The 22,687-nt window shown below is 60.2% G+C and carries 19 protein-coding genes; 7 read left to right on the forward strand and 12 right to left on the reverse strand.

The annotated features are described in order from the left end of the window. Positions 1–152: 152 nt before the first annotated feature. Together C4N23_RS10990 and C4N23_RS10995 are read left to right on the forward strand one after the other, a co-directional pair. Positions 153–839 carry a YoaK family protein gene (locus tag C4N23_RS10990; RefSeq protein ID WP_112146105.1) on the forward strand — a complete coding sequence of 229 codons (687 nt, stop codon included), beginning with the start codon at positions 153–155 and terminating at the stop codon, positions 837–839. Between the two features lie 203 nt (positions 840–1,042). Beyond that, positions 1,043–2,533 carry a DUF1846 domain-containing protein gene (locus tag C4N23_RS10995; RefSeq protein WP_112146032.1) on the forward strand — a complete coding sequence of 497 codons (1,491 nt, stop codon included), beginning with the start codon at positions 1,043–1,045 and terminating at the stop codon, positions 2,531–2,533. A gap of 70 nt (positions 2,534–2,603) precedes the next feature. Here the strand turns inward: C4N23_RS10995 and C4N23_RS11000 are convergent, their stop codons facing one another. From C4N23_RS11000 to C4N23_RS11020, 5 genes are all read right to left on the reverse strand, one after another. After that, a complete protein-coding gene (locus C4N23_RS11000) occupies positions 2,604–4,235 on the reverse strand; it encodes a CTP synthase (protein ID WP_055191074.1) in 1,632 nt (543 codons plus the stop codon). Between the two features lie 175 nt (positions 4,236–4,410). After that, positions 4,411–4,980, reverse strand: coding sequence for an ANTAR domain-containing response regulator (locus C4N23_RS11005; protein ID WP_055191076.1), 570 nt, complete (start codon positions 4,978–4,980; stop codon positions 4,411–4,413). 44 nt (positions 4,981–5,024) lie between these two features. Beyond that, positions 5,025–6,344 (reverse strand): glutamine synthetase family protein, encoded by a 1,320-nt coding sequence (locus C4N23_RS11010; protein ID WP_112146034.1) that lies wholly within the window; start codon positions 6,342–6,344, stop codon positions 5,025–5,027. Between the two features lie 139 nt (positions 6,345–6,483). Then, positions 6,484–8,571: a glutamine synthetase III family protein gene (locus C4N23_RS11015; RefSeq protein WP_055191080.1), complete on the reverse strand. Its 2,088-nt coding sequence runs from the start codon at positions 8,569–8,571 to the stop codon at positions 6,484–6,486. 297 nt (positions 8,572–8,868) lie between these two features. Continuing rightward, positions 8,869–10,098, reverse strand: a complete 1,230-nt coding sequence (locus tag C4N23_RS11020) for a class I SAM-dependent rRNA methyltransferase (protein WP_097839427.1) — start codon at positions 10,096–10,098, stop codon at positions 8,869–8,871. A 93-nt stretch (positions 10,099–10,191) separates the two neighbouring features. Between C4N23_RS11020 and C4N23_RS11025 the strand changes: the two genes are divergently transcribed. Further along, entirely contained in the window at positions 10,192–10,695 is a 504-nt protein-coding gene (locus C4N23_RS11025) for a CYTH domain-containing protein (RefSeq protein ID WP_112146036.1), read from the forward strand. A 106-nt stretch (positions 10,696–10,801) separates the two neighbouring features. Here the strand turns inward: C4N23_RS11025 and C4N23_RS11030 are convergent, their stop codons facing one another. Next, positions 10,802–11,581 (reverse strand): RICIN domain-containing protein, encoded by a 780-nt coding sequence (locus C4N23_RS11030; RefSeq protein WP_112146038.1) that lies wholly within the window; start codon positions 11,579–11,581, stop codon positions 10,802–10,804. A gap of 413 nt (positions 11,582–11,994) precedes the next feature. Between C4N23_RS11030 and C4N23_RS11035 the strand changes: the two genes are divergently transcribed. From C4N23_RS11035 to C4N23_RS11050, 4 genes are all read left to right on the forward strand, one after another. After that, the gene (locus C4N23_RS11035; protein WP_112146040.1) at positions 11,995–13,371 is read left to right on the forward strand and encodes an MATE family efflux transporter; all 1,377 of its coding nucleotides are present in this window, start codon (positions 11,995–11,997) and stop codon (positions 13,369–13,371) included. Positions 13,372–13,496: 125 nt separating this feature from the next. Beyond that, positions 13,497–15,131 (forward strand): DUF5046 domain-containing protein, encoded by a 1,635-nt coding sequence (locus C4N23_RS11040; protein WP_112146042.1) that lies wholly within the window; start codon positions 13,497–13,499, stop codon positions 15,129–15,131. 14 nt (positions 15,132–15,145) lie between these two features. Next, positions 15,146–16,129, forward strand: a complete 984-nt coding sequence (locus C4N23_RS11045; RefSeq protein ID WP_112146044.1) for a PstS family phosphate ABC transporter substrate-binding protein — start codon at positions 15,146–15,148, stop codon at positions 16,127–16,129. Between the two features lie 107 nt (positions 16,130–16,236). Then, complete coding sequence (locus tag C4N23_RS11050) at positions 16,237–16,803, forward strand: transporter (protein WP_181567120.1); 567 nt, start codon at positions 16,237–16,239, stop codon at positions 16,801–16,803. 65 nt (positions 16,804–16,868) lie between these two features. Here C4N23_RS11050 and C4N23_RS11055 read toward each other — a convergent pair whose 3' ends face one another. From C4N23_RS11055 to C4N23_RS11080, 6 genes are all read right to left on the reverse strand, one after another. Continuing rightward, on the reverse strand, positions 16,869–17,774 hold the full coding sequence (locus C4N23_RS11055) for a substrate-binding domain-containing protein (protein WP_112146046.1): 906 nt from the start codon (positions 17,772–17,774) through the stop codon (positions 16,869–16,871). A gap of 107 nt (positions 17,775–17,881) precedes the next feature. After that, positions 17,882–18,634 carry an amino acid ABC transporter ATP-binding protein gene (locus C4N23_RS11060; RefSeq protein WP_112146049.1) on the reverse strand — a complete coding sequence of 251 codons (753 nt, stop codon included), beginning with the start codon at positions 18,632–18,634 and terminating at the stop codon, positions 17,882–17,884. Between the two features lie 6 nt (positions 18,635–18,640). Next, complete coding sequence (locus C4N23_RS11065; RefSeq protein ID WP_055191105.1) at positions 18,641–19,315, reverse strand: amino acid ABC transporter permease; 675 nt, start codon at positions 19,313–19,315, stop codon at positions 18,641–18,643. Further along, positions 19,296–19,955 (reverse strand): amino acid ABC transporter permease, encoded by a 660-nt coding sequence (locus C4N23_RS11070; protein WP_112146051.1) that lies wholly within the window; start codon positions 19,953–19,955, stop codon positions 19,296–19,298. The genes C4N23_RS11065 and C4N23_RS11070 overlap by 20 nt, the downstream gene beginning before the upstream one ends. Before the next feature lie 359 nt (positions 19,956–20,314). Beyond that, positions 20,315–21,103 carry an MBL fold metallo-hydrolase gene (locus C4N23_RS11075; RefSeq protein ID WP_112146053.1) on the reverse strand — a complete coding sequence of 263 codons (789 nt, stop codon included), beginning with the start codon at positions 21,101–21,103 and terminating at the stop codon, positions 20,315–20,317. 58 nt (positions 21,104–21,161) lie between these two features. After that, positions 21,162–22,457, reverse strand: coding sequence for a UDP-N-acetylglucosamine 1-carboxyvinyltransferase (locus C4N23_RS11080; protein WP_342587761.1), 1,296 nt, complete (start codon positions 22,455–22,457; stop codon positions 21,162–21,164). Positions 22,458–22,687 lie beyond the last annotated feature (230 nt).

The raw sequence follows: 22,687 nt of genomic DNA on the forward strand, positions 1-22,687 counted from the left end.
ATGGCTGCCATGTGGGATTTACATGGTCGTTCTTGCCAAAAATCGCGCTCAGATTTTGACAAATCCAACAAATTGCGCTATCATAGACTGGAACTTGTGAAGAGGGGGAAATTTTCGTGTCCATCAGCAAAAAACTGTCCCACAACGGGCAGATGTCCGAAGCGTTCTGCACCGCGATCTTCCTGTCGCTTTCCGGCGGATTGCAGGATGTTTACACCTATTTGTATCGCGGCAAAGTTTTCGCCAACGCTCAGACCGGCAACATTGTGCTGTGCGGCGTGAAGCTGGTCGAAGGCGACTGGGGGGCCGTGTTGCACTATCTGGTGCCGCTCTGCTTCTTCGCGCTGGGCGTTTTTGCGGCGGAACTGCTGCGCCAGAAATTCCGGCAGATGCAGCGGCTCCACTGGCGGCAGTTGGTGGTGCTGTGCGAAATTTTGATGCTCTTCGTGGTGGGCTTCTTCCCGCAGGAATGGAATCTGGTGGCCAACGCCCTCGTCTCCTTCGCCTGTGCGATGCAGGTACAGGCCTTCCGTAAGGTGAACGGCTACGCCTTTGCCAGCACCATGTGCATCGGCAACCTGCGCAGCGGCATGGACTCTCTGTGCAGTTGGCTCGTGGCGGGCAACCGCGCCGCCAAGGACAAGGCGCTCCACTACTTTGCCATCATCTTCCTGTTCGCGCTGGGCGCAGCCCTCGGCAGCGTGGCGCTGAATTTCTGCGGGGCCAAGGCCATCTGGTTCTCCTGCCTGCTGCTGACTGTCAGCTTCTGCCTGATGTTCCTGAAAGAAGATGTGGAAGAGATCAAAGAGGATCTTGAAAAGCTGGAAGCAAAGCATTGACCGCTCCATCTCCCCACCGGGCTGCATCCAGCCTTATACCGCCTATTCCGCACGGTGCGGGCTGATTTTCCGTTTTTGGCACTGATTTTTCATTGCGCTGCTCGGCTTGATATGGTATACTAACTCTATGTGTTGAAACTTCCGGCGGCGGCCCACGGTGTAACAGCCGCCGCCGGGTTTGTTACAAAGAATAGGAGCAACGAATGAAAAAAGGATTTGACAACGACAAATACCTTCAGATGCAGTCGGAGCACATCCGGGAGCGGATCGCGCAGTTCGACAACAAGCTGTATCTGGAATTCGGCGGCAAGCTGTTCGATGACTACCACGCCTCCCGCGTGCTGCCCGGCTTCCAGCCGGACTCCAAGCTGCAGATGCTGCTGCAGCTCAAGGATCAGGCTGAGATCGTCATCGTCATCAGCGCCGAGGACATCGTAAGCAACAAGGTGCGCGGCGATTACGGCATTACTTACGACCTCGACGTGCTGCGCCTCATCGACGCGTTTCAGGAGCGGGGCCTGTTCGTGGGCAGCGTGTGCGTGACCATGTACACCGCCGCCCCCGAAGTGGAGGCTTTTGAAAAGCGGTTGAACAGCCTTGGCATCCGCACCTTCCGCCACTACAAGATCCCCGGCTATCCCAACGACGTGGCCCGCATCGTCAGCGACGAGGGCTACGGCCGGAACGACTACATCGAGACCCAGCGCCCGCTGGTGGTCATCACGGCCCCCGGCCCCGGCAGCGGCAAGATGGCCACCTGCCTGTCCCAGCTGTACCACGAGTACAAGCGGGGCGTCAAGGCCGGTTACGCCAAGTTCGAGACCTTCCCCATCTGGAACATTCCCCTCAAGCACCCGGTCAACCTCGCGTATGAGGCCGCTACCGCCGACCTGAACGACGTGAACATGATCGACCCGTTCCATCTGGAAGCCTACGGCAAGACCGCCGTCAACTACAACCGCGACATCGAGATCTTCCCGGTGGTCAACGCGATGTTTGAGCTGATCGCGGGCAAGAGCCCCTACCACTCCCCCACCGACATGGGCGTGAACATGGCGGGCAACTGCATCATGGACGATGCCGTCTGCTGCGAGGCCTCCTGCAACGAGATCATCCGCCGTTACTTCAAGTCCCTGTGCGAGCTGAAGAACGGCGCACAGGTCCAGAGCGAGGTCTACAAGCTGGAGCTGCTGATGAATCAGGCCGGGCTTGTGCTGGGCAGCCGCCCGGTGGAACAGGCCGCCCACGCCGTCTCCGAGAAGACCGGCGGAGCCCCCGCTGCCGCCATCGAGCTGCCGGACGGCACCGTGGTCACCGGCAAGACCGGCCCCCTGCTGGGTGCGGCGTCCTCGGCCCTGCTCAATGCGCTGAAGAAGCTGGCCGGCATCGATCAGGAAGTCGATCTGGTCTCCGCCGCCGCCATCGAGCCCATCCAGACCCTGAAAACCAACTATCTGGGCAGCAAGAACCCCCGGCTGCACACCGATGAGATCCTCATTGCGCTGTCCAGCTCTGCTGCGGCCAACCCCACCGCCGCCCTTGCGCTGCGCCAGCTCTCCGCCCTGAAGGGCTGTGACATGCACTCCACGGTCATCCTGTCCAGCGTGGACACCGACACCGTGAAAAAGCTCGGCATGTACCTGACTTGTGAGCCCGCCTACGAGGAAGAGGATCGCAAGTACCACAAAAAGTAAGCGTTCCGTATATAAAAAGCGCCCTCCGCATCGTTTGGTGCGGAGGGCGCTTTGTTGTTGATCTCGGTGATCAGACGTGCAACATGCTGCGCTGCTGGACGGTGCGGAACTTGAGGGCCGCAGCGATGAAGCCCTTGAACAGCGGGTGGGCGCGGTTGGGCCGGCTCTTGAACTCCGGGTGGAACTGGGCACCCAGATGGAAGTCGCGGCCGGGCAGCTCCACGGTCTCCACCAAGCGGCCGTCGGGGCTGGTGCCGGAAATGACAAGGCCCTTCTCCTCCATCTCGGTGCGGAAGTCATTGTTGAACTCGTAGCGGTGGCGGTGGCGCTCCCAGATCTCGGATTCGCCGTAGCACTCGGCCATCTTGGTGCCGGGCTTGACGGTGCAGGGATACTTGCCCAGACGCATGGTGCCGCCCTTGGGGATGTTGCCCTGCTGGTCGGCCATCAGCGCGATGACGTTGTGCTTGCCGTCCGGGGTGAACTCGCTGGAGTTGGCATCGGCGTAGCCCAGCACGTTGCGGGCAAACTCCATGACCATGATCTGCATACCGAGGCAGATGCCGAAGTAGGGCACATGGTTCTCGCGGGCATACTGGGCCGCTTGGATCATGCCCTCAATGCCGCGGTCACCGAAGCCGCCCGGCACGATGATGCCGTCCACGTCGGTGAAGGCTTCCTTGCAGGCAGCCTGATCGGTCAGGTCCTCACTCTCGACCCAGCGGATCTCCACCTGACTGTCGTTCTCGAAGCCGGCATGGTACAGGCTCTCCATGACGGAGAGGTAGGCGTCGTGCAGCTTGACGTACTTGCCCACCAGCGCGATGGTGCAGGTCTTGCTGCGGGTGGCGATGCGGGAGACGACGTTCTTCCACTCGGTCAGGTCGGCGGGGGGAACGTCCAGCTTGAGCTTGTTCACCACCACGTCGTCCAGACCGTTGGTGTGGAGCATCAGCGGGCACTGGTAGAGGCTGGGCATGGTCAGGTTCTCGATGACGCATTCGGGCTTGACGTTGCAGAAGGTGCTGATCTTGCGGCGGATGTCGCCGCCCACGCTGCCGTCGGCACGGAGGATGATGATATCCGGGTTGACGCCCATGCCCTGCAGCTCCTTGACGGAATGCTGCGCGGGCTTCGATTTATACTCGTCCGAGCCGGAGATGTAGGGCACCAGAACCACGTGGATGTAGCAGCAGTTGTCGCGGCCCTGCTCCAGACCCACCTGACGGATGGCCTCAAGGAAAGGCTGGCTCTCGATGTCGCCGGTGGTGCCGCCGATCTCGGTGATGACCACATCGGCTTCGGTGGAGGAAGCCAGATTGTAGATATAGCTCTTGATCTCGTTGGTGATGTGGGGGATGATCTGGACGGTCTGGCCGAGGTAAGCACCCTGACGCTCCTTGTTCAGCACGTTCCAGTAGACCTTGCCGGTGGTCAGGTTCGAATACTTGTTCAGGTTCTCGTCGATGAAGCGCTCGTAGTGGCCGAGATCGAGGTCGGTCTCGGTGCCGTCGTCGGTGACGAAGACCTCACCGTGCTGCAACGGGCTCATGGTGCCGGGGTCTACGTTCACGTACGGGTCGAGCTTCTGGCTGGCGACCTTCAGGCCGCGGCACTTCAGCAGACGGCCCAGCGAAGCCGCCGTGATGCCCTTGCCCAGACCGGAGACGACGCCGCCGGTGACGAAGATGAATTTTGCCATAAAGATTTATCCTCCTCTATTGTTTCTTTTCCCAAGAAAACTCCCCCAGTCTGCTTCGCAGCCAGCCCCCTCTGAGAGGGGGCCTCACCGTACTGTAACGTCTCCCTCGCTGAGGGAGACGGCATCGCGCCAGCGATGACGGAAGGAGTACGTTTCCAAACCAGTATTATACACCTTAATCCTCGTAAGAATCAAGGATTTCCTGTGCAATTTCTGCGCGGTCGCGGCGGGTATCCATGGCCCGCTTTTCGATCAGGCGGTGGGCGTCGGTTTCCGTCATCCCCTCCCGCTCGATCAGGCAGCACTTGGCGCGGCTGACCAGACGCACCTGCGCGATCTTTTCCTGCATTTTGGCGTTTTCCTGCCGCAGACGCAGCAGCCGGTGGTTGCTGGCGGCGGCGATGTGGATGGCCTGTAAAAACAGGGTGTTGGAAAACGGTTTGCTCAGCAGCAGCACGCCCGCGTCACTCATGGTCCCCAACAGCTGCTCGGCGGCAGCGGCCTTTGCCAAGAGCAGCACGCCCGCGTCCGTTTTCTCCACGGCGTCCGCGCACAGCTCGTGGCCGAACTCGTCCGGCAGCGGCGCGTTGACCACGATGAGCTCAAAATCGGATTCCAGCATCCTTCGCCGGGCCTCGGCCCCGCTGGGCACGATCAGAGGCCGGGGATACCCCAGCTCTGCCAGCCGCGCGGAGATGTACTCGTTGGAGCTTGCACCGGCGCTGACGATCAGAGCACGTCCCATACGGATCGCTCCTTTCTTATTCCCCTCTCTTTTTCCGGTACGGCTCAGACGGCGTTGAAGTAATGGATGCGCTCATACTCCGCCGGGTCGGCGGCGTTCTTCAGCGCGGCACAGCGCTTGAGTTCCTCCTCATAGTAGCGGTGGGACAGTTCCTCCGGCAGGACGGAGCGCAGAAATTCGCTTTCCTGCGCAGCCTGAACGGCCTCCTCCAGCGAGGCAGGCAGCATTTCCAGCCCAAGGCCCTCGGCCTCGGCAGGGCGGAACAGGTTCTTGTTCACCGGCTCCTGTAAGATCATCCGGTGCTCGATGCCGTCCAGACCGGCGGCAAGGATCAGCCCGATGGCCAGATAGGGATTGCAGGCGGGATCCGGGCTGCGCAGCTCCATGCGGCAGTTGTCCCCCTTCACCTGCGGGATGCGGACGAGCTGGCTGCGGTTCTGGCGGCTCCAGCTCACATATTTGGGGGCCTCGTCGCTGCCGAAGCGGAGGTAGCTGTTGGGCAGCGGGTTCGTAAAGACGGTCAGCTCCCGGCTGTGGGCCAGAACGCCCGCCATGAAGCTGCCCGCGATGCTGTCGGGGGCGATATCGCCCTCAAACAGGTTGCGGCCGTCCATATAAAGGGACAGGTTGATGTGGAGCCCGCTGCCCGCCTGATCGACCAAAGGCTTGGGCAGGAAGCTGGCGTGGATGCCGCTGCGCATGGCCACAGCCCGGACGATCTGCTTGAACATCATCACATTGTCGGCGGTCTTGAGCGGGCCGGCGTGGTGACAGTCGATTTCGTTCTGGCCGTTGCCGCTCTCGTGGTGGCTGTGCTGGGGGCTCATGCCCATCTGCTCCATAGTCAGGCAGATGTCCCGGCGCAGATTCTCGCCCGCGTCCAGCGGGGCCACGTCGAAGTAGCCGCCAAAGTCGATGGGCACACGGGTCGGGCGGCCGTGGTCATCGTTTTCGAACAGGTAAAACTCGCACTCGGCTCCCACGTTGCAGGTAAGGCCCAGCTTGCGGAACTTGCGGCTCATCTGGCGCAGAAAGCCCCGGCAGTTGCCGCCGAAGGGGGCGCCGTCCGGCTTCTCCACGTCGCAGAAGAACTGCATCACCCGGCCCTCGGTGGGCCGCCACGGCAGGATGGTCACGGTAGACAGGTCGGGCCGGAGGACAAGGTCGCTCTCCTCCACCTTCATGAACCCGGCAATGGAGCTGCCGTCGAAGCAGACGCCGTCCTCCAGTGCCTTGGGCAGGTCGCTGGCCAATACGGCGATGTTTTTCTGGGTGCCGAAGATATCGCAGAACGCAAAGCGGACGAATTTAACGTTGTTGTCCTCCACAAAATCGAGGATGTCCTGTTGGGTCGTATAGCTCATAAAGATCCCCTCTCAAGAAAAACGCCTAAAGGCCTGCCCTCGGAAAAGAGCAGGTCTTTAGGCTGGTGTAAGAAATAGGAAAAGGAGAATGGCTAATAAATTCTACAGCCTAACGATGCGTTATGGAATGCGCCGGAAATCAGACGTAGTAGAGCATCTTGCTGTAGCTGGGCAGAGGCCAGTAATCCTCGCCGCAGATGGTCTCGGCTGCGTCGGCGGCAGCGCGCAGGGCATCCATGGCCGGGATGACGGTATCATGGAAGGCCACGGCCTTTTCGCTCTCGCTGGTCAGTGCCTCAGCGGCATCCACGACCTGCTGCAGCGTATCGATGGCGTCGCTCATGGCGTCGGCATCGTCAGAAAGCTTGGTCAGGGTCTTGGTCTCGCTGCGGACGCTGATGGACTCGCTGACAGCCAGCTTGGAAGCGGCGGTGTTGGCGACTTCGCTCATGTACGCATTGACGGCGGGCAGCAGCTGCTTGCGGGCCATTTCGAGCATGGTCAGCGCCTCGATATTGATGATCTTGGCGTAGTGCTCCATCTCGACCTCGTAACGGCTCTCCATCTCCACCTTGGTCAGAACGCCGAAGTCCTCCATCAGCTTGATGTTCTTCTCGGCGACGAGGGCGGGCAGAGCAGCCGGGGTGTTCTTCTTGTTGGGCAGACCACGCTTTGCGGCTTCGGCCTCCCACTCGGCGGAGTAGCCGTTGCCGTTGAAGATGACGCGGCGATGGTCGCGGATGGTGCGCTTGATCAGAGCGATGGCGGCGCTGGTGAAGTCCTCTGCGCCCTCCAGCTCGTCGGCATAGCCCTTCAGCTCCTTGGCGACGGCGGTGTTCAGGATGGTGTTGCAGTCGCTCAGGTTCTCAGCGGAGCCGGGCATACGGAACTCGAACTTGTTGCCGGTAAAGGCAAAGGGAGAAGTACGGTTGCGGTCAGTGGTGTCCTTGCTGAACTTGGGCAGGACGTCCACGCCGAGGTCCATCTTCATCTTGACGGGACCGGCATAAGGAGAATCGGACGCGATGGCGTCGATGACGGCTTCCAGTTCCTCGCCCACGAAGATGGAGATGATGGCCGGAGGTGCCTCGTTGGCGCCCAGACGGTGATCGTTGCCGGGGGTCGCGACGGAGGTACGGAGCAGGTCGGCGTACTCATCCACAGCCTTGATGACGGCGGCGAGGAAGACGAGGAACTGCAGGTTCTCCATCGGGGTGTCACCGGGGTCCAGCAGGTTCTCGTGAGAGGTGCTCATGGACCAGTTGTTGTGCTTGCCGCTGCCGTTGACGCCTTCGAAGGGCTTCTCATGCTGCAGACAGACCAGACCGTACTTCGGAGCGATCTTCTTCATCAGCTCCATGGTCAACAGGTTGTGGTCGATGGCGACATTGGTGGTGTCGAAGATGGGGGCCAGCTCATGCTGGCAGGGAGCGACCTCGTTGTGCTTGGTCTTGGCCGGAACACCCAGCTTCCACAGCTCTTCGTCCAGTTCCTTCATGAACGCGGAAACTTCGGGGCGGATGACGCCGAAGTAGTGCTCTTCCAGCTCCTGACCCTTGGCAGAGGGAGCGCCGAACAGAGTGCGGCCGGTCAGGATCAGGTCCTGACGCGCCTCGTAGTCTTCCTTCTTGATGAGGAAGTACTCCTGCTCCGGGCCGACGGTGGTGGAAACGTAGTCCACATCCTTGCCGAACAGCTTCAGGATACGGATGGCCTGACCGGACAGTGCATTCATGGAACGCAGCAGGGGGGTCTTCTTATCCAGCGCCTCGCCGGTGTAGCTGACGAAGGCGGTGGGGATGCACAGCACATCATCCTTCACGAAGGCGTAGCTGGTGGGGTCCCATGCGGTGTAGCCGCGGGCCTCGCAGGTAGCACGCAGACCACCGGAGGGGAAGGAAGAAGCGTCGGGCTCGCCGCGCACCAGCTCCTTGCCGGAGAACTCCATGATCGCGGTGCCGTCGCCCACGGGGGAGACGAAGCCGTCGTGCTTCTCACTGGTGATGCCGGTCAGCGGCTGGAACCAGTGGGTGTAATGGGTAGCGCCCAGCTCCATGGCCCAGCGCTTCATCACGCTGGCCACGACGTTTGCCACTTCGATGTCCAACGGGGCACCCTTGTGCAGGGTGCGCTCCAGCGATTTGTAAGTCGCGCTCGGCAAGCGCTCCTTCATGACATGTTCGTTAAAGACCTTGCTGCCGTAGATTTCCATAACATTTGCTGCCATAAATCCTACTCCTTACTTGATCTCGTGTCTTTCCCAATATCGCAAAGACCCATCTGCGTCGATGCGTCTTCACGCGAAAGCTTCTTAAACAAAACGGCGCTGCGAGTCAGGAGGTGACCCACAGCGCCGTTGCTGTCTATGGCATGATTATAGCCCACAGGGGGAAAAAACGCAATAGACAAAACTGACGATTTTGCACAAACGGTCTCCTGAAATTTTGGAGTATGCGGGAGGTAGTATGACTATTGCTTTCATTTGAGCCGCATCTCCGGGAGCTTTTCCCGATGTCCTGCCGTTTCAGATTACTTGAAACAGGAAGAACTTCAGATAGTTCGTCTCCGGGACGCCCCAGAGGATCGGGTGGTCGGGGGCCTGTTGGCGCACTTCGATCTGGCGAAGCTGACGGTGGGCGTCCTTCGCGGCGGCGTGGAGCATCTTGATGAACAGCTCCTCGGTGGCGAAGTGGGAGCAGCTGGCCGTGGCCAGATAGCCGCCGCGGGGCAGCAGCTTCATGGCGCGGTAGTTGATCTCCTTGTAACCGCGCATGGCGTTCTCAACGGTGCGGCGGGCCTTGGTGAAGGCTGGCGGGTCGAGGATGATAAAGTCGTAGGGGTGGCCCTCTTTTTCCAGCCGGGGCAGCAGTTCAAAGGTGTCCTCGCAGAGGAAGTCCATGTTGTCAAGGCCGTTGCGCTCGGCATTCCGTTTTGCCATCGCGATGGCCTCCGCGCTGATGTCGGCGGCGGTAACGCGGGCTGCCCCGCCCTTGGCCGCGTTCAGTGCAAAGCTGCCGGTGTGAGTAAAGCAGTCCAACACCGTGTGCCCCGCCGCAATGCGGGCCACGGCGCGGCGGTTGTACTTCTGGTCGAGGAAGAAGCCGGTCTTCTGGCCGTTCTCAAAATCGACGTGGTAGAAAACACCGTTCTCGCAGATCTCGGTCTGGGTGGAGGCCGGGTGCGCTTCGCCGGGCAGCTCAAACCAGCCCTTGTTCTGCTCCAGCCCCTCTTTGGCGCGCAGGGCTTCGTCGTTGCGCTCATAGATGCCGTCGATGGTCTGGCCGTCGGCCCGCAGCACTTCCGCCAAGATCGGGAAGAGCACGGGCTTGAGCTTTTCCATCCCAACGCTCAGGGTCTGGGTGACGAGGATGCTGCCGAAACGGTCCACAGTCAGGCCGGGGAACTGGTCGGCCTCGCCGAAGATGACGCGGCATGCGGACAGGTCGTCCGGCTCCAGCACGGTCTTGCGGTAGCTCCACGCATACTCGGCCCGGCGCCGCCAGAAGGCCGCATCGAAGGTATCATTGGCGTTGCGGGAGATAAGCCGGACGCGGATCTTGCTCTTCAGCGAAATAAAACCGGTGCCAAGGTAGGCACCCTTGGGGCTGACCACATCGGCGAGGGTGCCGTTTTCGGGCTCCGCCTCCGGGCTTTCGAGGATATCGTTCTCGTACACCCACGGGTGGCCGCCCACCAGCAGCCCCTCAGCGTGTTTGTTGACTTTGTAGACGGGATAATTGCGGGTCGATTTCATAAAACAGCTCCTCTTAAATTTCAATTCTACTTTATAATATCATAAAACCGTGCTAGAATAAATACAAAATCCAACAGAAATGAGGTCGTACAGATGGAAATCGAACGCAAATGGATGGTGAACGGCTGGCCGGAGGGCGAAGGCTTCCCGGCATTGCCGCTGAAGGAAGAGTTCGCCATGCGGCAGGGTTATATCAGCGTCCACCCAACCGTCCGCATCCGGGAAGAAGCGCTCAGGGGCGGCAGAACCGACTATATCCTCTGCTTCAAGTCCGGCGGCGGGCTGGCGCGGGAGGAGATCGAACGCCCCATCGATAAAGCCCTCTTCGAGGATCTGGAGACCAAGATCATCGCAAAGCCGCTGATTCCCAAGATCCGCCGCAGCTACCTTCTGCCGGACGGGCTGGTGCTGGAAGTGAACCATGTGGACGAGGGCCAGCCTACCGAGTTCTGGTACGCCGAGGTGGAGTACCCCACCGTCGAACAGGCCCGTGCGTGGGACCCGGCCTCCTGCCAACTGGCGGCCTACCTCAGCGATGACGTCACCGGCCAGCCCGGTCAGAGCATGGGCGAATATTGGGTGAAGACAAGGTTATGAAAGATCACCGGCTGGCAAACGCTGTGAGTGAATAAAATAACAGAAGGCCCTCTGTCCTCACACCGCAATGGTATGGAACAGAGGGCCTTCTGTTGTTTCTATGAAATCACTTCTTCGCGGCGGCCTTCTTACGGGCGGCGCGGCTGGTCTTTTTGGCGGTGGGCTTCTTTGCGGGAGCCTTGGCGGCGGGAGCAGCCTTCGCGGGCTCGGCCTTCCCTTCGGGCTTTGCCTCTTCTGCCTTGGGAGCCTCAGCAGCCGGAGCTTCCACCTTCGCAGGTGCGGGTTCGGCAGGCTTTTCCTCGGCCTTGGCAGCTTCCACGACCGGCTCTGCCTTCACGGGGGCAGCCTCTACCGGCTTCTCCTCAGCCTTTTCCACAGGAGCGGCAGCGGGTTCTTCTTCCTTGGCGGCCTTAGCGACGCGCTTTGCGCGGTCCTTCACCTCGGCGATGGTCCACAGCTGGTCCTCACCGGCGGTCTCCTGCCAGATCTGGAGCTGTGCACCGTCGGCGACGCCCATGCCCACGGTGTCGATGCACTTGCCGCTGGCCCAAGAGGAGCGCAGACGGACGGTACCGGCGGGGGTGGGTTCTACGGTCCACATCTGGGACGTGCCGCCCACGTCCTCCCACAGGTGCAGCCAAGTGCCGTTTGCGGTGCCGGTCATCATCAGGTCGATGAGCTTACCGGAAGCGCGGTTGCGGATGCGGTAGACCCCATCCCCCACGCGGACAAAGGACCACTCCTGTTCGGGCTTGTGGTCATACTTGCCCAGACGGATGCTGCCCTCGTTCTTAGCGGACTCCACCGCCTCGATGACACTGCCGGTACGGGCAGCGATGGTGTAAAAGTGGTCTGCTTCGATCACAGTCTGTGCAACAGTTTTCATGATAATTCCCTCCAAGTTTGTTCCTCGCGAACAAATCTTTCTTCTTAGTACTGTTAAATTATACCACTTGTCGTATTTTTTTACAAGGATTTCGACCTTCCTTTAGCACTTTTCACAAAAAGTGCCCGTTTTTTATTTTCTTTTGCAAGGTTCAACTGAACTTTTTCGTTGCTGACCGGCCGCACGAGGGGAATTTCTCCGTCGAACGTCCGGGAAGTGGGGCCCCGGCGCGAAGCGTTGGGGCGGAACCGGGGTTCCGGGCTGTTCGCGGAGAAAGCTCCCGGAGATGCGGCCCCAGCGGTCCCACTGGACAAAATCCCACTTATCCGCTATACTGATAATGTATGATATTTTACCGCTCTTTTACAAAAAGGGCGGCTTTTCTATGCCATTTGAGAAAGCGAGGTCCTTTTATGTCCGCAGAAGACCGCACGGCGCAGCAATTCCGGAAGATGACCGAGACGCCCATCCCGAAGCTCATCCTCAGCCTTGCCGCACCGACGATTCTGAGTATGCTCATCACCAGCATCTATAACTTGGCTGACACCTTCTTTGTCGGCCAGATCTCCACCAGCGCGTCCGGCGCGGTGGGGGTCGTTTCCAGCCTGATGGCCATCATTCAGGCGCTGGGCTTTATGCTGGGCCACGGCGCAGGCAGCATCATCAGCCGGAGCCTCGGCAGCCAGAACACCAAGGCTGCCACCCGGTTCGCGTCCACCAGCTTCTTCACAGCGCTGACCTTCGGCCTGATCCTTGCCGCTGTCGGCCTCACTACCCTGCCCCACTTCATGATGCTGCTGGGCAGCACCGAGACCATCCTGCCTCACGCATGCGCCTACGCGCGGCCCATCCTGATCGCAGCACCGCTGATGATGTCCAGCCTTGTGATGAACAACATCCTGCGCTACGAGGGCAAGGCCAGCTTCGCCATGATCGGTCTGGTCACCGGCGGCGTGCTGAATATGGTGCTGGACCCGGTGTTCATCTTCGGGTTCGGGCTGGGCACCGCCGGGGCGGGCATCGCCACTGCCCTGAGCCAGAGCATCAGCTTCTGCATCCTGCTGTCCATGTTCCTGCGCGGCAAGACGGTCAGCCAGTTCCAGTTCAGCGCCGTCACCCGCAGCCCGGCGGAGTTCGGCACCATCCTGATGACCGGTCTGCCCAGCTTCGGGCGGCAGGGCCTGAACAGCATCGGTGGTATGCTGCTGAACATTGCCGCCCGCAGCTACGGCGACGCTGCCGTGGCGGGCATGAGCATCGTGTCCCGCATCTTCATGTTCATCATCTCGGTGGCCATCGGCACCGGACAGGGCTTTCAACCGGTGGCGGGTTTCAACTACGGTGCCCGCAAATACCGCCGGGTGGAAAAGGCCTGTGTCTTTACCATGTGCGCCAGCTTCTGTTTTTTGAGCGTCATCGTTGCAGCGTGCTGGTTCAACGCGGAAGCCCTCATCAAGTTGTTCCGCGATGACCCCGAAGTGACCGCCATTGCCCTGCCCGCCTTCCGGTATCAGTGCTTTGCGTGCTTCCTGCAGCCGGTGATCGTAGCGGGCAACATGCTGTTCCAGAGCATCGGCAAATCCGGCCGGGCCACCTTTCTTGCGTGCTGCCGACAGGGCGTCTTCTTCATCCCGCTCATCCTTACCCTGCCCCGGATGTTCGGGCTGCTGGGCATTGAGATCTGTCAGCCCATCGCCGACGTGCTGACCTTTGTTGTCACGGTGCCCTTCCTTTTCCCCTTCCTCCACCAACTCGTCAAAATGGAAGAAGCGGAGACGGCGAAGGCTTGACTCGCTGTAACCAAATTGTAACCACACCCGGATGTTCCAATGCAATGGAATGTCCGGGTGTTTCGTATTATAATCAAATGGGAATCCTTCCCTCTGATTTTTCCCCTTGACCCAGTGAGGTACGAATGATGAAACAGAACCTTCTCCGTGTCGGCTGCGCCGCGCTCAGCCTCTCCATGGCGGCAGGACTGCTGGCATCCTGCTCGGTGCTGCCCCAGCCTTCTGCTCCGGCTTCCCGCCCGGCCCAGCAGGAGCAGGACGCGCCCAAGAACTACGACGCCGCTTCTCTGAAGGACGGCAAACTGCGCATCCTGTACAGCTACAATGCACCGGGCGGCAATACCATCCTCTGCGGGGATACGGTGCTGCGCCAGTCCCCTATTACAGAGACTTCCTACCTGCTGACAGACCACATCACCGGCGAGACGAACTACTACTTCTGCCAGTGGTCGGACAACTCCACCGCCAGCGGGCGGCGCTGCGGCCTGTTCGACAAGACCGGTGCGGAAGTGCTTTCGCTGGAGGCCCCTTATGACGCCGACCTTTCCGGCGGTCTGCTGATCCTGACGACCCCGACGAGCTTTGCTGATTCCCCCGTTCACGATCATGCGCCGGGCGATGTCCGGGTCCTTGACCTTGCCACCGGCGAAGAGCTGCCCGTGCCCGAAAACGCCTACACCTGCGTTGCGGCGGGCGACCGGCTGGCGTTCGGCATCTATGCCCCCGGTGACGCCGCGCCCGACGAGGAAAACGACGACCTCTACCAGTATTCCGCCGTGCAGATACAGGAGCGGGACGGCACTGTGGTCTACCGGAACGACCATGCCGCCGTCCTTTCGGTGACACTTTCCAACGGGGACGCTTCCGCTCCGACGGACTGGCTGGAGATCGACACCTATTCCGATGACGGATCTTCTATTGAGCAGACCTCCCTGCTGAATGCCACCACCGGCGAGGAGCGGAGCGGCTTTGTCGCCTATCTGAGTGCCGGGGTGGCCAGCTTCCAGAGCGAAAACGGAACGTATCAGCTCGTTGACCTCACCAGCACCGGCCAGAGCGAGGTGCTCTGTGAGTTTGAGGATCCCATCAGCGCCTATGCCCCCGGCGTGGCCGTGACCTATCGGCAAGACCTTGGCGACTACGAGCTGCACGACCTGAACACCGGCGATGTGCTGGAAGTGCGCGACGAATCCCTCGGCACCGACACCCTCGCCGTCTACGCCAAGGACGGCACCCTCCGCATCTATGACCAGAACACCGGTGCTGTCCTGACCGATACGGTGGTAGCGCCCATTGAGGGCTTACAGCGCACGGATCTGTATAACGTAGACGGCGGCTGGGTCTGGCTGCGCCAGTACGACAACGACGACTACGAGGTGACCACCAGCACCATCTGCGGGCCGAACGGCACGAATAAGACCCTTGACCTCGACGCCATCAAAGCCCGCTACGGGGCCGACTTCCAAGGCTACCTGTGGCCCGTCACCGCCGCCGGGGGTGAGTTCTATCTCTCCGTCTCCTACCAAGGCCCCGGCCAGAATTGGCTCTATGACCTCATCGACAGCACCGGCAACGTGGTCCTTGCCGGGCTGGGTTCCTGCAACGGCTACTACACCAACACGGCCAATCCCCTGCCCGACGGCGTCTTCGTGGCGCGCAAAGGCTTCGAGTACGGCTGGATGGACCTCCACGGCCAGTGGGTCTACTGCCAGAACATCTTCTACTCCTCCGGCGACGACGCGGAGAATTACTACTTCTAAGGGAGGTATTTTTCATGAGACAGTCTAAGATTTCCCGCCGCTCTTTCCTGCTGGGTCTGGGGTTCCTTTCGTCCGCTGCGGTGCTGACCGCGTGCGGCGGGGGCAGCGCTTCCTCCAGCGAACCCGCCTCCTCTTCCCAGCCCGAAGAGCCCGCATCCTCGGCTTCCAGTGAGGTGCCCGCCGCACCCATCCTCTCCGTGGATGAGTTCCCGGTTACCGACGGTTCCACAGCCTGTATCCCCCTCATTGCGCAGGTCATGGCCGACACCACCGGCATGGACTTGGAAACGGCCCAGAGCTGCGTGACCACCAACACGACTGCGTGGGCGTGGCGGAACCTCGGCCTGTACGGTGACAACGAGAACGGCACCAAGCTCATCATCGCGTATGAGGCCCCGGACTCAGTTAAGGAAGAACTGGCCGCAGACGGTGCCCCGCTGGACCAGAAAGCCCTCGGCCGGGATGCACTGGTCTTCATCGTGAACGAGGAAAACCCGGTCCAGAGCCTGACCCAGCAGCAGCTCCGGGACATTTACGCCGGGAAGATCACCAACTGGAAGGAGGTCGGCGGCGCGGATGCTGAGATCGTCGCCTTCCAGCGCCGGGAGGACTCCGGCAGCCAGACCCTGTTCCAGAAGCTTCTGATCCAAGGCGGCGAGCTGATGGACGCCCCCACCGAGCTGGCCCCCACCATGATGGACGAACTGGTGGACGACATCGCCGAGTACAACAACTCCGCTAACGCCATCGGATTTTCGGTCTACTACTACATCAGCGAGATGTACTCGAAGCCCGGTCTGCGGCTGCTTGCCGTGGACGGCGTGACGCCCTCCAACCACACCATCGCCGACCAGAGCTACCCGCTGTGCAACGAATTCTATGCCGCCATCCGGCAGGATTCCGCCGCCGACAGCCCGGAGCGCAAGGTCTACGATTGGCTCTCCACCGACGCGGGCCGCGCCTGTGTTGAGCAGTCCGGCTATGTGGCGGCCCAATAAATTCTTACAGTTTGTTCAGTTTATTTGACTTCCCTCAGAATCTTTGCTACAATGAAGAAAAAGTTTGGGTATTTCCCCCAGATTTCTGATGTGAAGGAGAACCGATCATGCTCAAACCAGAGACTTCCCGCATGGAGAGCCACAGCCGCGCTGCCCTGAAGAACTACATCATTCAAGCGTCCACCCTGTTGGAGATCGTACTTTCCGGGCTGGTGCTCATCGGGTTGCTGCTCACGATCATACCGCTGATCAAGTGGATGCCCGGCTTGCTGTTCGACGGCAACGATGTGGAGATCCGGTCGTTTCTGGAACGGGCGCTGGACATCGTCATCGGCATCGAGTTCATCAAGATGCTGGCCAAGCACAGCCCCGGCAGCAGCTTGGAGGTGCTGCTCTATGCCATCGCCCGCCACATGGTCGTCGGGCATGAATCCGCCATCGAGAACCTCCTCAGCGTCGGCGCTATCGCGCTGATCTTCATCGTCCGTAAATTCTTCTTCGTGCCCGCTTTCGGTGCCCATCTGCCGGACGGCCACCCTGCCCCCGACCTGACGCCAAACCAGAGCGGCATCCGCGCCGAGGAATTCCGTGAGCGGCTGCGCAAGCGCATCCACGCCGAGGATGTTTCCGACGACGAAGAGGATGAAGACCCCGAATACGAGGATATCGAGTAAACGCAACCCACACGAAAAGGGAGCCTCCCGCAATGGGGAAGCTCCCTTTCTGTTTGCTGTTGAGCTTATGCGTTGGTCACGCCGCCCTCAACCACGAGCTCGTCCTCGTAATCCATGCCGTAGGTGTCCACAAGGGTCTCCTCGTAGTCCTTGTGGAAGAACTGCTCCTCGGCCAGCGACTTGATCTCATCGTTGATCCAGTCCAGCAGGGTGGTGTTGCCCTTGCTGACGGCCGGGGCGATGGTGTCCTGACTGCCCAGCGAGGGGATGCCGACGGTATAGCCGGGGTTCTGCTTTGCGAAAGCGATGACCTCGGTGTTATCGTTGGCCCATGCCACACCGTTGCCGTTCTCCAGCGCGTTCTTAGCGGTAGCGTAGGAATCGTACTTCTGCAGGGGGATATCGGGGTAGTTCTTGACCAGATAGGTCTCGGCGGTGGTGCCGGAGATGACGATCATCTGATCGTCGGCGTTCCAGTTGTCGAGGCTGGTGATCACATTGCTGTCCGGCGAGATGACGCCCAGCGCAACGTTCATGTAAGGCAGCGCGAAATCGACTTCCTCGGCGCGCTCCGGGGTCACAGTGAAGTTGGCGAGGATGATGTCCACCTTGCCGGTCTGCAGGTACTCGATGCGGTTGGCCGCCTCGGTGGAGACGAAGTTCACCTCGACGCCCAGATCCTCGCCCAGACGGTTGGCGAAGTAGACATCGTAGCCCTGATACTCGCCGTTCTCGTCCACATAGCCGAAGGGGTTCTTGTCGGAGAAGACGCCGATGTTCACGGTGCCGTCGGCCTTGATCTCGTCCAGTGTGCGGTAAACGGTATCGCCGCCCGCAGAAGCGGTGCTGCCGGAGGCTGCACCGGAAGCAGCGTTGGAGCTGGAGGAGCCGCACGCCGTCAGCACAGCGGCTGCGGACACAGCCCCCAGACCCAGCAGGAAGGAACGGCGAGTGATCTTATTCGTTTTCATAATGGTTTCTCCTTTACAAAATCTTTCCCATACGATCTCAAACTGCACACCATTGCAGTTTCTAACAGAATTTGTGCGAAGGGGCCGCATCTTCGGGAGCTTTTCCCTTACTTCACCGCATCGAACGTGAACGTATTCAGGAACTTCTTTGCCCGCTCGGTCTGGGGGTGGTCGAAGAACTGGGCCGGTGCAGCCTCTTCTACGATCCGCCCGCCGTCAAGGAACAGCACCCGGTTCGCCACGGCACGGGCAAACTGCATCTCGTGGGTGACGATGATCATCGTCTTCCCTTCCCGCGCCAAGTCCAGCATGACGTCCAGCACCTCGCGGACCATTTCGGGGTCGAGGGCGGCGGTCACTTCGTCAAAGAGCAGGATCTCCGGGTGCATACACAGTGCCCGAACAATGGCGACGCGCTGCTTCTGGCCGCCGGAAAGCTCCCGCGGGTAGCTCTTGGCCTTTTGCAGAAGGCCCACCCGGTCCAGCAGGGCTTCGGCCTCCTTCTGTACCTCGGCCTTCGGGCGCTTCTGCACCTTAGTCGGGCCCAACAGGATGTTGTCCAGCACGGTCAGGTGCGGGAAGAGCTCGTAGCTTTGGAACACCATGCCGATGCGCTGGCGCAGGGCCTGTAGGTTCTTGCCGCCGTAGGCGATGGTCTCGCCGCCCAACTGCACCCGGCCGCTCTGCACCGGCTCCAAGCCGTTCAGACAGCGCAGCAGCGTGCTTTTGCCGCAGCCGGAAGGCCCGACCACCACGATGACCTCGCCGGGTTTGACGGCGAAGCTGACATTTTCAAGGATGTTGGTATGACCATCATAGCTTTTCACCAGATGGTCTACGGTCAAAATCGGTTCTGCCATTTCCGGTCACTTCCATTTCTTTTCGAGGCAGCTCGCAAGCAGGTTGATGGGCCAGCACGCGAGGAAGTAAAGCATAAAGACGGTCAGATAGATGCCAAAGGCCGCGTTGGGGCTGGCCATGCGGTTGGCCTCGATGATCTGCTGGGAGACTTTCAGCACCTCCACCACGCCGATCATCAGCACAAGGCTGGTGGTCTTGATCATGCGGGTGATGAGGTTGATAGACAGCGGGATCAGCCGCCGCACCGTCTGCGGGATGATGATGTACCAATAAGTCTGCGCCCGGCTCATGCCCAGCGCTTCGCTGCTCTCGTACTGGTGCTTCGGGATGGCGATCAGCGCTCCACGCACAAGGTCGCTCATCTCCGCCGTGCCCCACAGCACAAAGACGATGATGGAGGCCGTCTCGCCGGGCAGGTCCCACCCGAAGGCGCGGGTCGTGCCGAAGTAGACAAGGAAGAGCAGCACCATCTGCGGCATGATCCGGATGATCTCCAGATAGACCCGGAGGATGGCTTTCAGGATGGGATTTTTGAAGGTCATCAGCACGCCCAGCAGGATGCCCAGCGGCAAGCTGATGAGAACGGAGATGGCGCTGATCCGGAGCGCCACGCCGAGGCCGCCCAACAGGCGAAGCATGTTTTTGCCCTTGAACAGGACTTCAAGACCCAAATCCGGCATAGCGCACCCTCCTTTCCAGCCAACTGCCCAGCAGCGACACCGGCAGCAGGATGATGAGGTAGAACACCACCAGCAGGAACAGACACTCCGGTGTCTTGTAGTACAGGCCGATGAGATCCTTTGCCGTAAACATCAGGTCCATCAGGCTGACCGCGCTGAAGACACTGGTCTCTTTGAGCAGGAAGATGACGTTTGCCATGAAGGCCGGCATACTGGTGGACACTGCCTGCGGCAGGATGACGTAGCGCAGCGTCTGCAGACGGCTCATGCCAAGGCTGTAGGCGCTTTCGGTCTGGATGGGTTCAATGGCCTCCAAGCCGCTGCGGAACGCCTCCGCCATGTAGCTGCCTCCCAGAAATGCCAGACCCGCGATGCCGCAGATCTCGGCGTTGGTCTTGATGCCGACTTTCGGCAGACCATAGTAAATGAAGAACAGCTGCACCAGAAGCGGCGTGTTCCGGCTGAGCTGGATGTAAGCTCCTACGATCCGGCGAAGCACCGGAACTCTATCGTATTGGAGCACGGCACAGACAAGGCCGATGCCGATGGACCATAAAATGCCAATGACGCCCAACCGCAGCGTGAGCCACGCGGCCTTTTCGTACTGCGGCAGATATTGCGCGATCACGTTCCAGTCCATTGCCGTCCCCTCCTTTTGTCAGAATTTCCGGTCCGCCGGGCCGGAGCAGCACGTTTTTGCCTCGGTTTGTGCGCTCTCCCTTTTCCCCGGCTCGTTTCCCGTTGGCCGTATGATATACCCATTTCCCTAGAATGTCAATAGGTTTATAGGATTTTTTGGCATTCGAATTTTTTTGCTTTTGTAATGATACCTTATTTCGTTGATTTCAGGACCTCCCGTTTCATCTAACCTGTGGAAATGTAGCAGTTTTGCACAAGAAAACAGAGAGAAAAGCATAAAAAAGCAGACCATCCGAAGATGGTCTGCAGGAAGGATTCGAACTTCGTCAAACGACCCGGTGCGGACAGCCGCCCGGAGCCTTAAAACGCCAGCGCCGGGCTGATCTCATTTCGGCGCTGGGTCTGGACAACGCAGTCCTTATCGGGCACGACACCGGCGGCGCCGAGGGTGCTGAAAACGGTCTGCAATGCCAACTGGGGGCTGTTGTTCTCCTGCGAGAGGTGGCAGAGCGCGAACTTTTCGCAGCCCTCTTGGATGAGTTCCAGCAGCTTCGCCGAGCACTCGTCGTTGGAGAGGTGGCCCCGCTGGGACTCGATGCGGGAGCGTAAGTAGTAGGGATACGGGCCGCTGCGGAGCATGTGAAGATCATAGTTGCTTTCCAGTGCAACGAGGTCACAGCCGGACAGCGCCTCGTGCACCGGCGGCGTCAGCACGCCAAGGTCGGTGGCGATGGTCATGGTCTTGCCGTCCGGGGTGTGGATGCGGTAGCCGACGCAGGGTACATCGTGGCTGGTGGGAAAGGCCGTAACGCCGAAATCGCCGATGTCCTCTTCCCCTCCGGAAAGGCTGCGCAGCTCGCAGGAGACGGGCACGATGCCGTTGGCGTCCAGAAAATCCAACGTCGCCGCCGCGCCGTAGACCGGCAGCGGATTCTTCTTGAGGAAGGTGGACAGCCCCTTGACGTGGTCGCTGTGCTCGTGGGTGACGAGGATGCCCGCGCAGTCCGAGATGTTCAGGTCCAGCGCCTTGAGGGCCGCACTCGTAGTGCGCACACCTTTCCCCATGTCGATGATGAGATACCGCTCCCCGCAGCGCACCACGCTGCTGTTGCCGGAGGAACCGGAGTATAATGAGATGAATTCAGACATTGATCTCCTCATAAAAGCAGCCCACCGCGGGACCGCAGTAGGCTGCATGATTTATTTGTTACATCGCCGATTCCAGCGCGGCGGGTGCACGATCCACCTTGCAGATGTCGGCACCAAGGCCGCGCAGCTTCTCCACGATGTTCTCGTAGCCGCGCTCGATGTGGCCGATCTCCTCGATCTCGCTGGTGCCGTCGGCCATCAGGGCCGCGACGACCATGGCCGCGCCGGCACGCAGGTCGGAAGCGCGGAGCGGGGCCGGAGTGAGCTTCTCCACACCCTCAAAAACGGCCACCTGACCGTCCACCTGAACGTTCGCGCCCATCTTGCGCAGCTCGTCCACATAGCGGAAGCGGTTGTCCCAGACGCTCTCGGTGATGGTAGAGGTGCCCTTGGCCACGCTGAGCAGCACGCCCATCAGGGGCTGCATATCAGTCGGGAAGCCGGGGTGGGGCATGGTGTTGATCTTCAGGGGCAGGATATCGCCGGTGCGGCGGACGCGGACGGAGTCATCAAACTCCTCCACCTCGACACCCGCACGGCGGAGCTTTGCGGTGATGGGTTCCAGATGCTTCGGGGTGACGTTTTCGATAAGGACATCGCCTCCGGTGGCAGCGGCAGCCACCATATAGCTGCCCGCCTCAATCTGATCCGGGATGATGCTGTAGGTGCAGCCGTGCATCCGCTCGACGCCGCGCACCTTGATGACATCGGTGCCCGCGCCGCGCACATCCGCGCCGCACATATTCAGGAAGTTTGCCAGATCGACGACATGAGGCTCCTTGGCACAGTTCTCAAGGATGGTCTGGCCCTCCGCCATGACGGCGGAAAGCATCCCGTTCATGGTCGCGCCGACGCTGACCTTATCGAAGAAGATATGAGCGCCGGTCAGGCCCTCCTTGGCGCGGACCGTGATCATGCCGTAGTCCACGCTGTCCTCCGCGCCGAGGGCGCTGAAGGCCTTGAGGTGCTGGTCGATGGGGCGGGGGCCAAGGTTACAGCCGCCGGGCATGGCCACCTGCGCCTTGCCAAAGCGGGACAGCAGCGCGCCGAGGAAGTAGTAGCTGGCGCGCATCTGGCGGGACAGATCGTCCGGCACATTGGTGCTGGTGAGGTGGGTGGTGTCGATCTCGTAGGTGTTCCGGTTCAGCATCCGGATCTGGGCACCAAGGACGCTCAGGATCTTCAGGCTCACCGCCACATCGCTGATATCGGGCAGATTCTCAATGACGCAGACGTCACCGGCCAGAATGGTGGCCGGCAGGATGCCCACAGCCGCATTTTTTGCGCCAGAGATGGTGACCGCGCCGTGCAGGGGCTTACCGCCCGTAATAACAAACTTTTCCAATTTTATGATCTCCTTGTCGTGGGGCTGCGTGTGACCGCCCCCAAAGGGTTCCGTTTCTCTTCACTCGTTACATCCGATGCGTACCAAAAGGGCAAAAGCCCTCATGATATGCTATCTTATTATACACAACTTCGGCCAAAAAGCAAAGACCCATTTGCACAGCAGGGATTATTTTCTGTTTTGCCCAGAAAAAATGAAGATATTCTGTGAATTTGTTCGTTTTTTCAAAAATCTGCCAG

This window comes from Faecalibacterium hattorii (assembly GCF_003287455.1).
GTDB classification, from domain to species: Bacteria; Bacillota; Clostridia; order Oscillospirales; family Ruminococcaceae; genus Faecalibacterium; species Faecalibacterium hattorii.

What these genes read in the sequence shown, in the direction of transcription:
- C4N23_RS10990 (WP_112146105.1), top strand. Translation starts at nt 153, where the DNA reads ATGTCCGAAGCGTTCTGCACCGCGATCTTCCTGTCGCTTTCCGGCGGA.
- C4N23_RS10995 (WP_112146032.1), top strand. Translation starts at nt 1,043, where the DNA reads ATGAAAAAAGGATTTGACAACGACAAATACCTTCAGATGCAGTCGGAG.
- C4N23_RS11000 (WP_055191074.1), bottom strand. Translation starts at nt 4,235, where the DNA reads ATGGCAAAATTCATCTTCGTCACCGGCGGCGTCGTCTCCGGTCTGGGC.
- C4N23_RS11005 (WP_055191076.1), bottom strand. Translation starts at nt 4,980, where the DNA reads ATGGGACGTGCTCTGATCGTCAGCGCCGGTGCAAGCTCCAACGAGTAC.
- C4N23_RS11010 (WP_112146034.1), bottom strand. Translation starts at nt 6,344, where the DNA reads ATGAGCTATACGACCCAACAGGACATCCTCGATTTTGTGGAGGACAAC.
- C4N23_RS11015 (WP_055191080.1), bottom strand. Translation starts at nt 8,571, where the DNA reads ATGGCAGCAAATGTTATGGAAATCTACGGCAGCAAGGTCTTTAACGAA.
- C4N23_RS11020 (WP_097839427.1), bottom strand. Translation starts at nt 10,098, where the DNA reads ATGAAATCGACCCGCAATTATCCCGTCTACAAAGTCAACAAACACGCT.
- C4N23_RS11025 (WP_112146036.1), top strand. Translation starts at nt 10,192, where the DNA reads ATGGAAATCGAACGCAAATGGATGGTGAACGGCTGGCCGGAGGGCGAA.
- C4N23_RS11030 (WP_112146038.1), bottom strand. Translation starts at nt 11,581, where the DNA reads ATGAAAACTGTTGCACAGACTGTGATCGAAGCAGACCACTTTTACACC.
- C4N23_RS11035 (WP_112146040.1), top strand. Translation starts at nt 11,995, where the DNA reads ATGTCCGCAGAAGACCGCACGGCGCAGCAATTCCGGAAGATGACCGAG.
- C4N23_RS11040 (WP_112146042.1), top strand. Translation starts at nt 13,497, where the DNA reads ATGATGAAACAGAACCTTCTCCGTGTCGGCTGCGCCGCGCTCAGCCTC.
- C4N23_RS11045 (WP_112146044.1), top strand. Translation starts at nt 15,146, where the DNA reads ATGAGACAGTCTAAGATTTCCCGCCGCTCTTTCCTGCTGGGTCTGGGG.
- C4N23_RS11050 (WP_181567120.1), top strand. Translation starts at nt 16,237, where the DNA reads ATGCTCAAACCAGAGACTTCCCGCATGGAGAGCCACAGCCGCGCTGCC.
- C4N23_RS11055 (WP_112146046.1), bottom strand. Translation starts at nt 17,774, where the DNA reads ATGAAAACGAATAAGATCACTCGCCGTTCCTTCCTGCTGGGTCTGGGG.
- C4N23_RS11060 (WP_112146049.1), bottom strand. Translation starts at nt 18,634, where the DNA reads ATGGCAGAACCGATTTTGACCGTAGACCATCTGGTGAAAAGCTATGAT.
- C4N23_RS11065 (WP_055191105.1), bottom strand. Translation starts at nt 19,315, where the DNA reads ATGCCGGATTTGGGTCTTGAAGTCCTGTTCAAGGGCAAAAACATGCTT.
- C4N23_RS11070 (WP_112146051.1), bottom strand. Translation starts at nt 19,955, where the DNA reads ATGGACTGGAACGTGATCGCGCAATATCTGCCGCAGTACGAAAAGGCC.
- C4N23_RS11075 (WP_112146053.1), bottom strand. Translation starts at nt 21,103, where the DNA reads ATGTCTGAATTCATCTCATTATACTCCGGTTCCTCCGGCAACAGCAGC.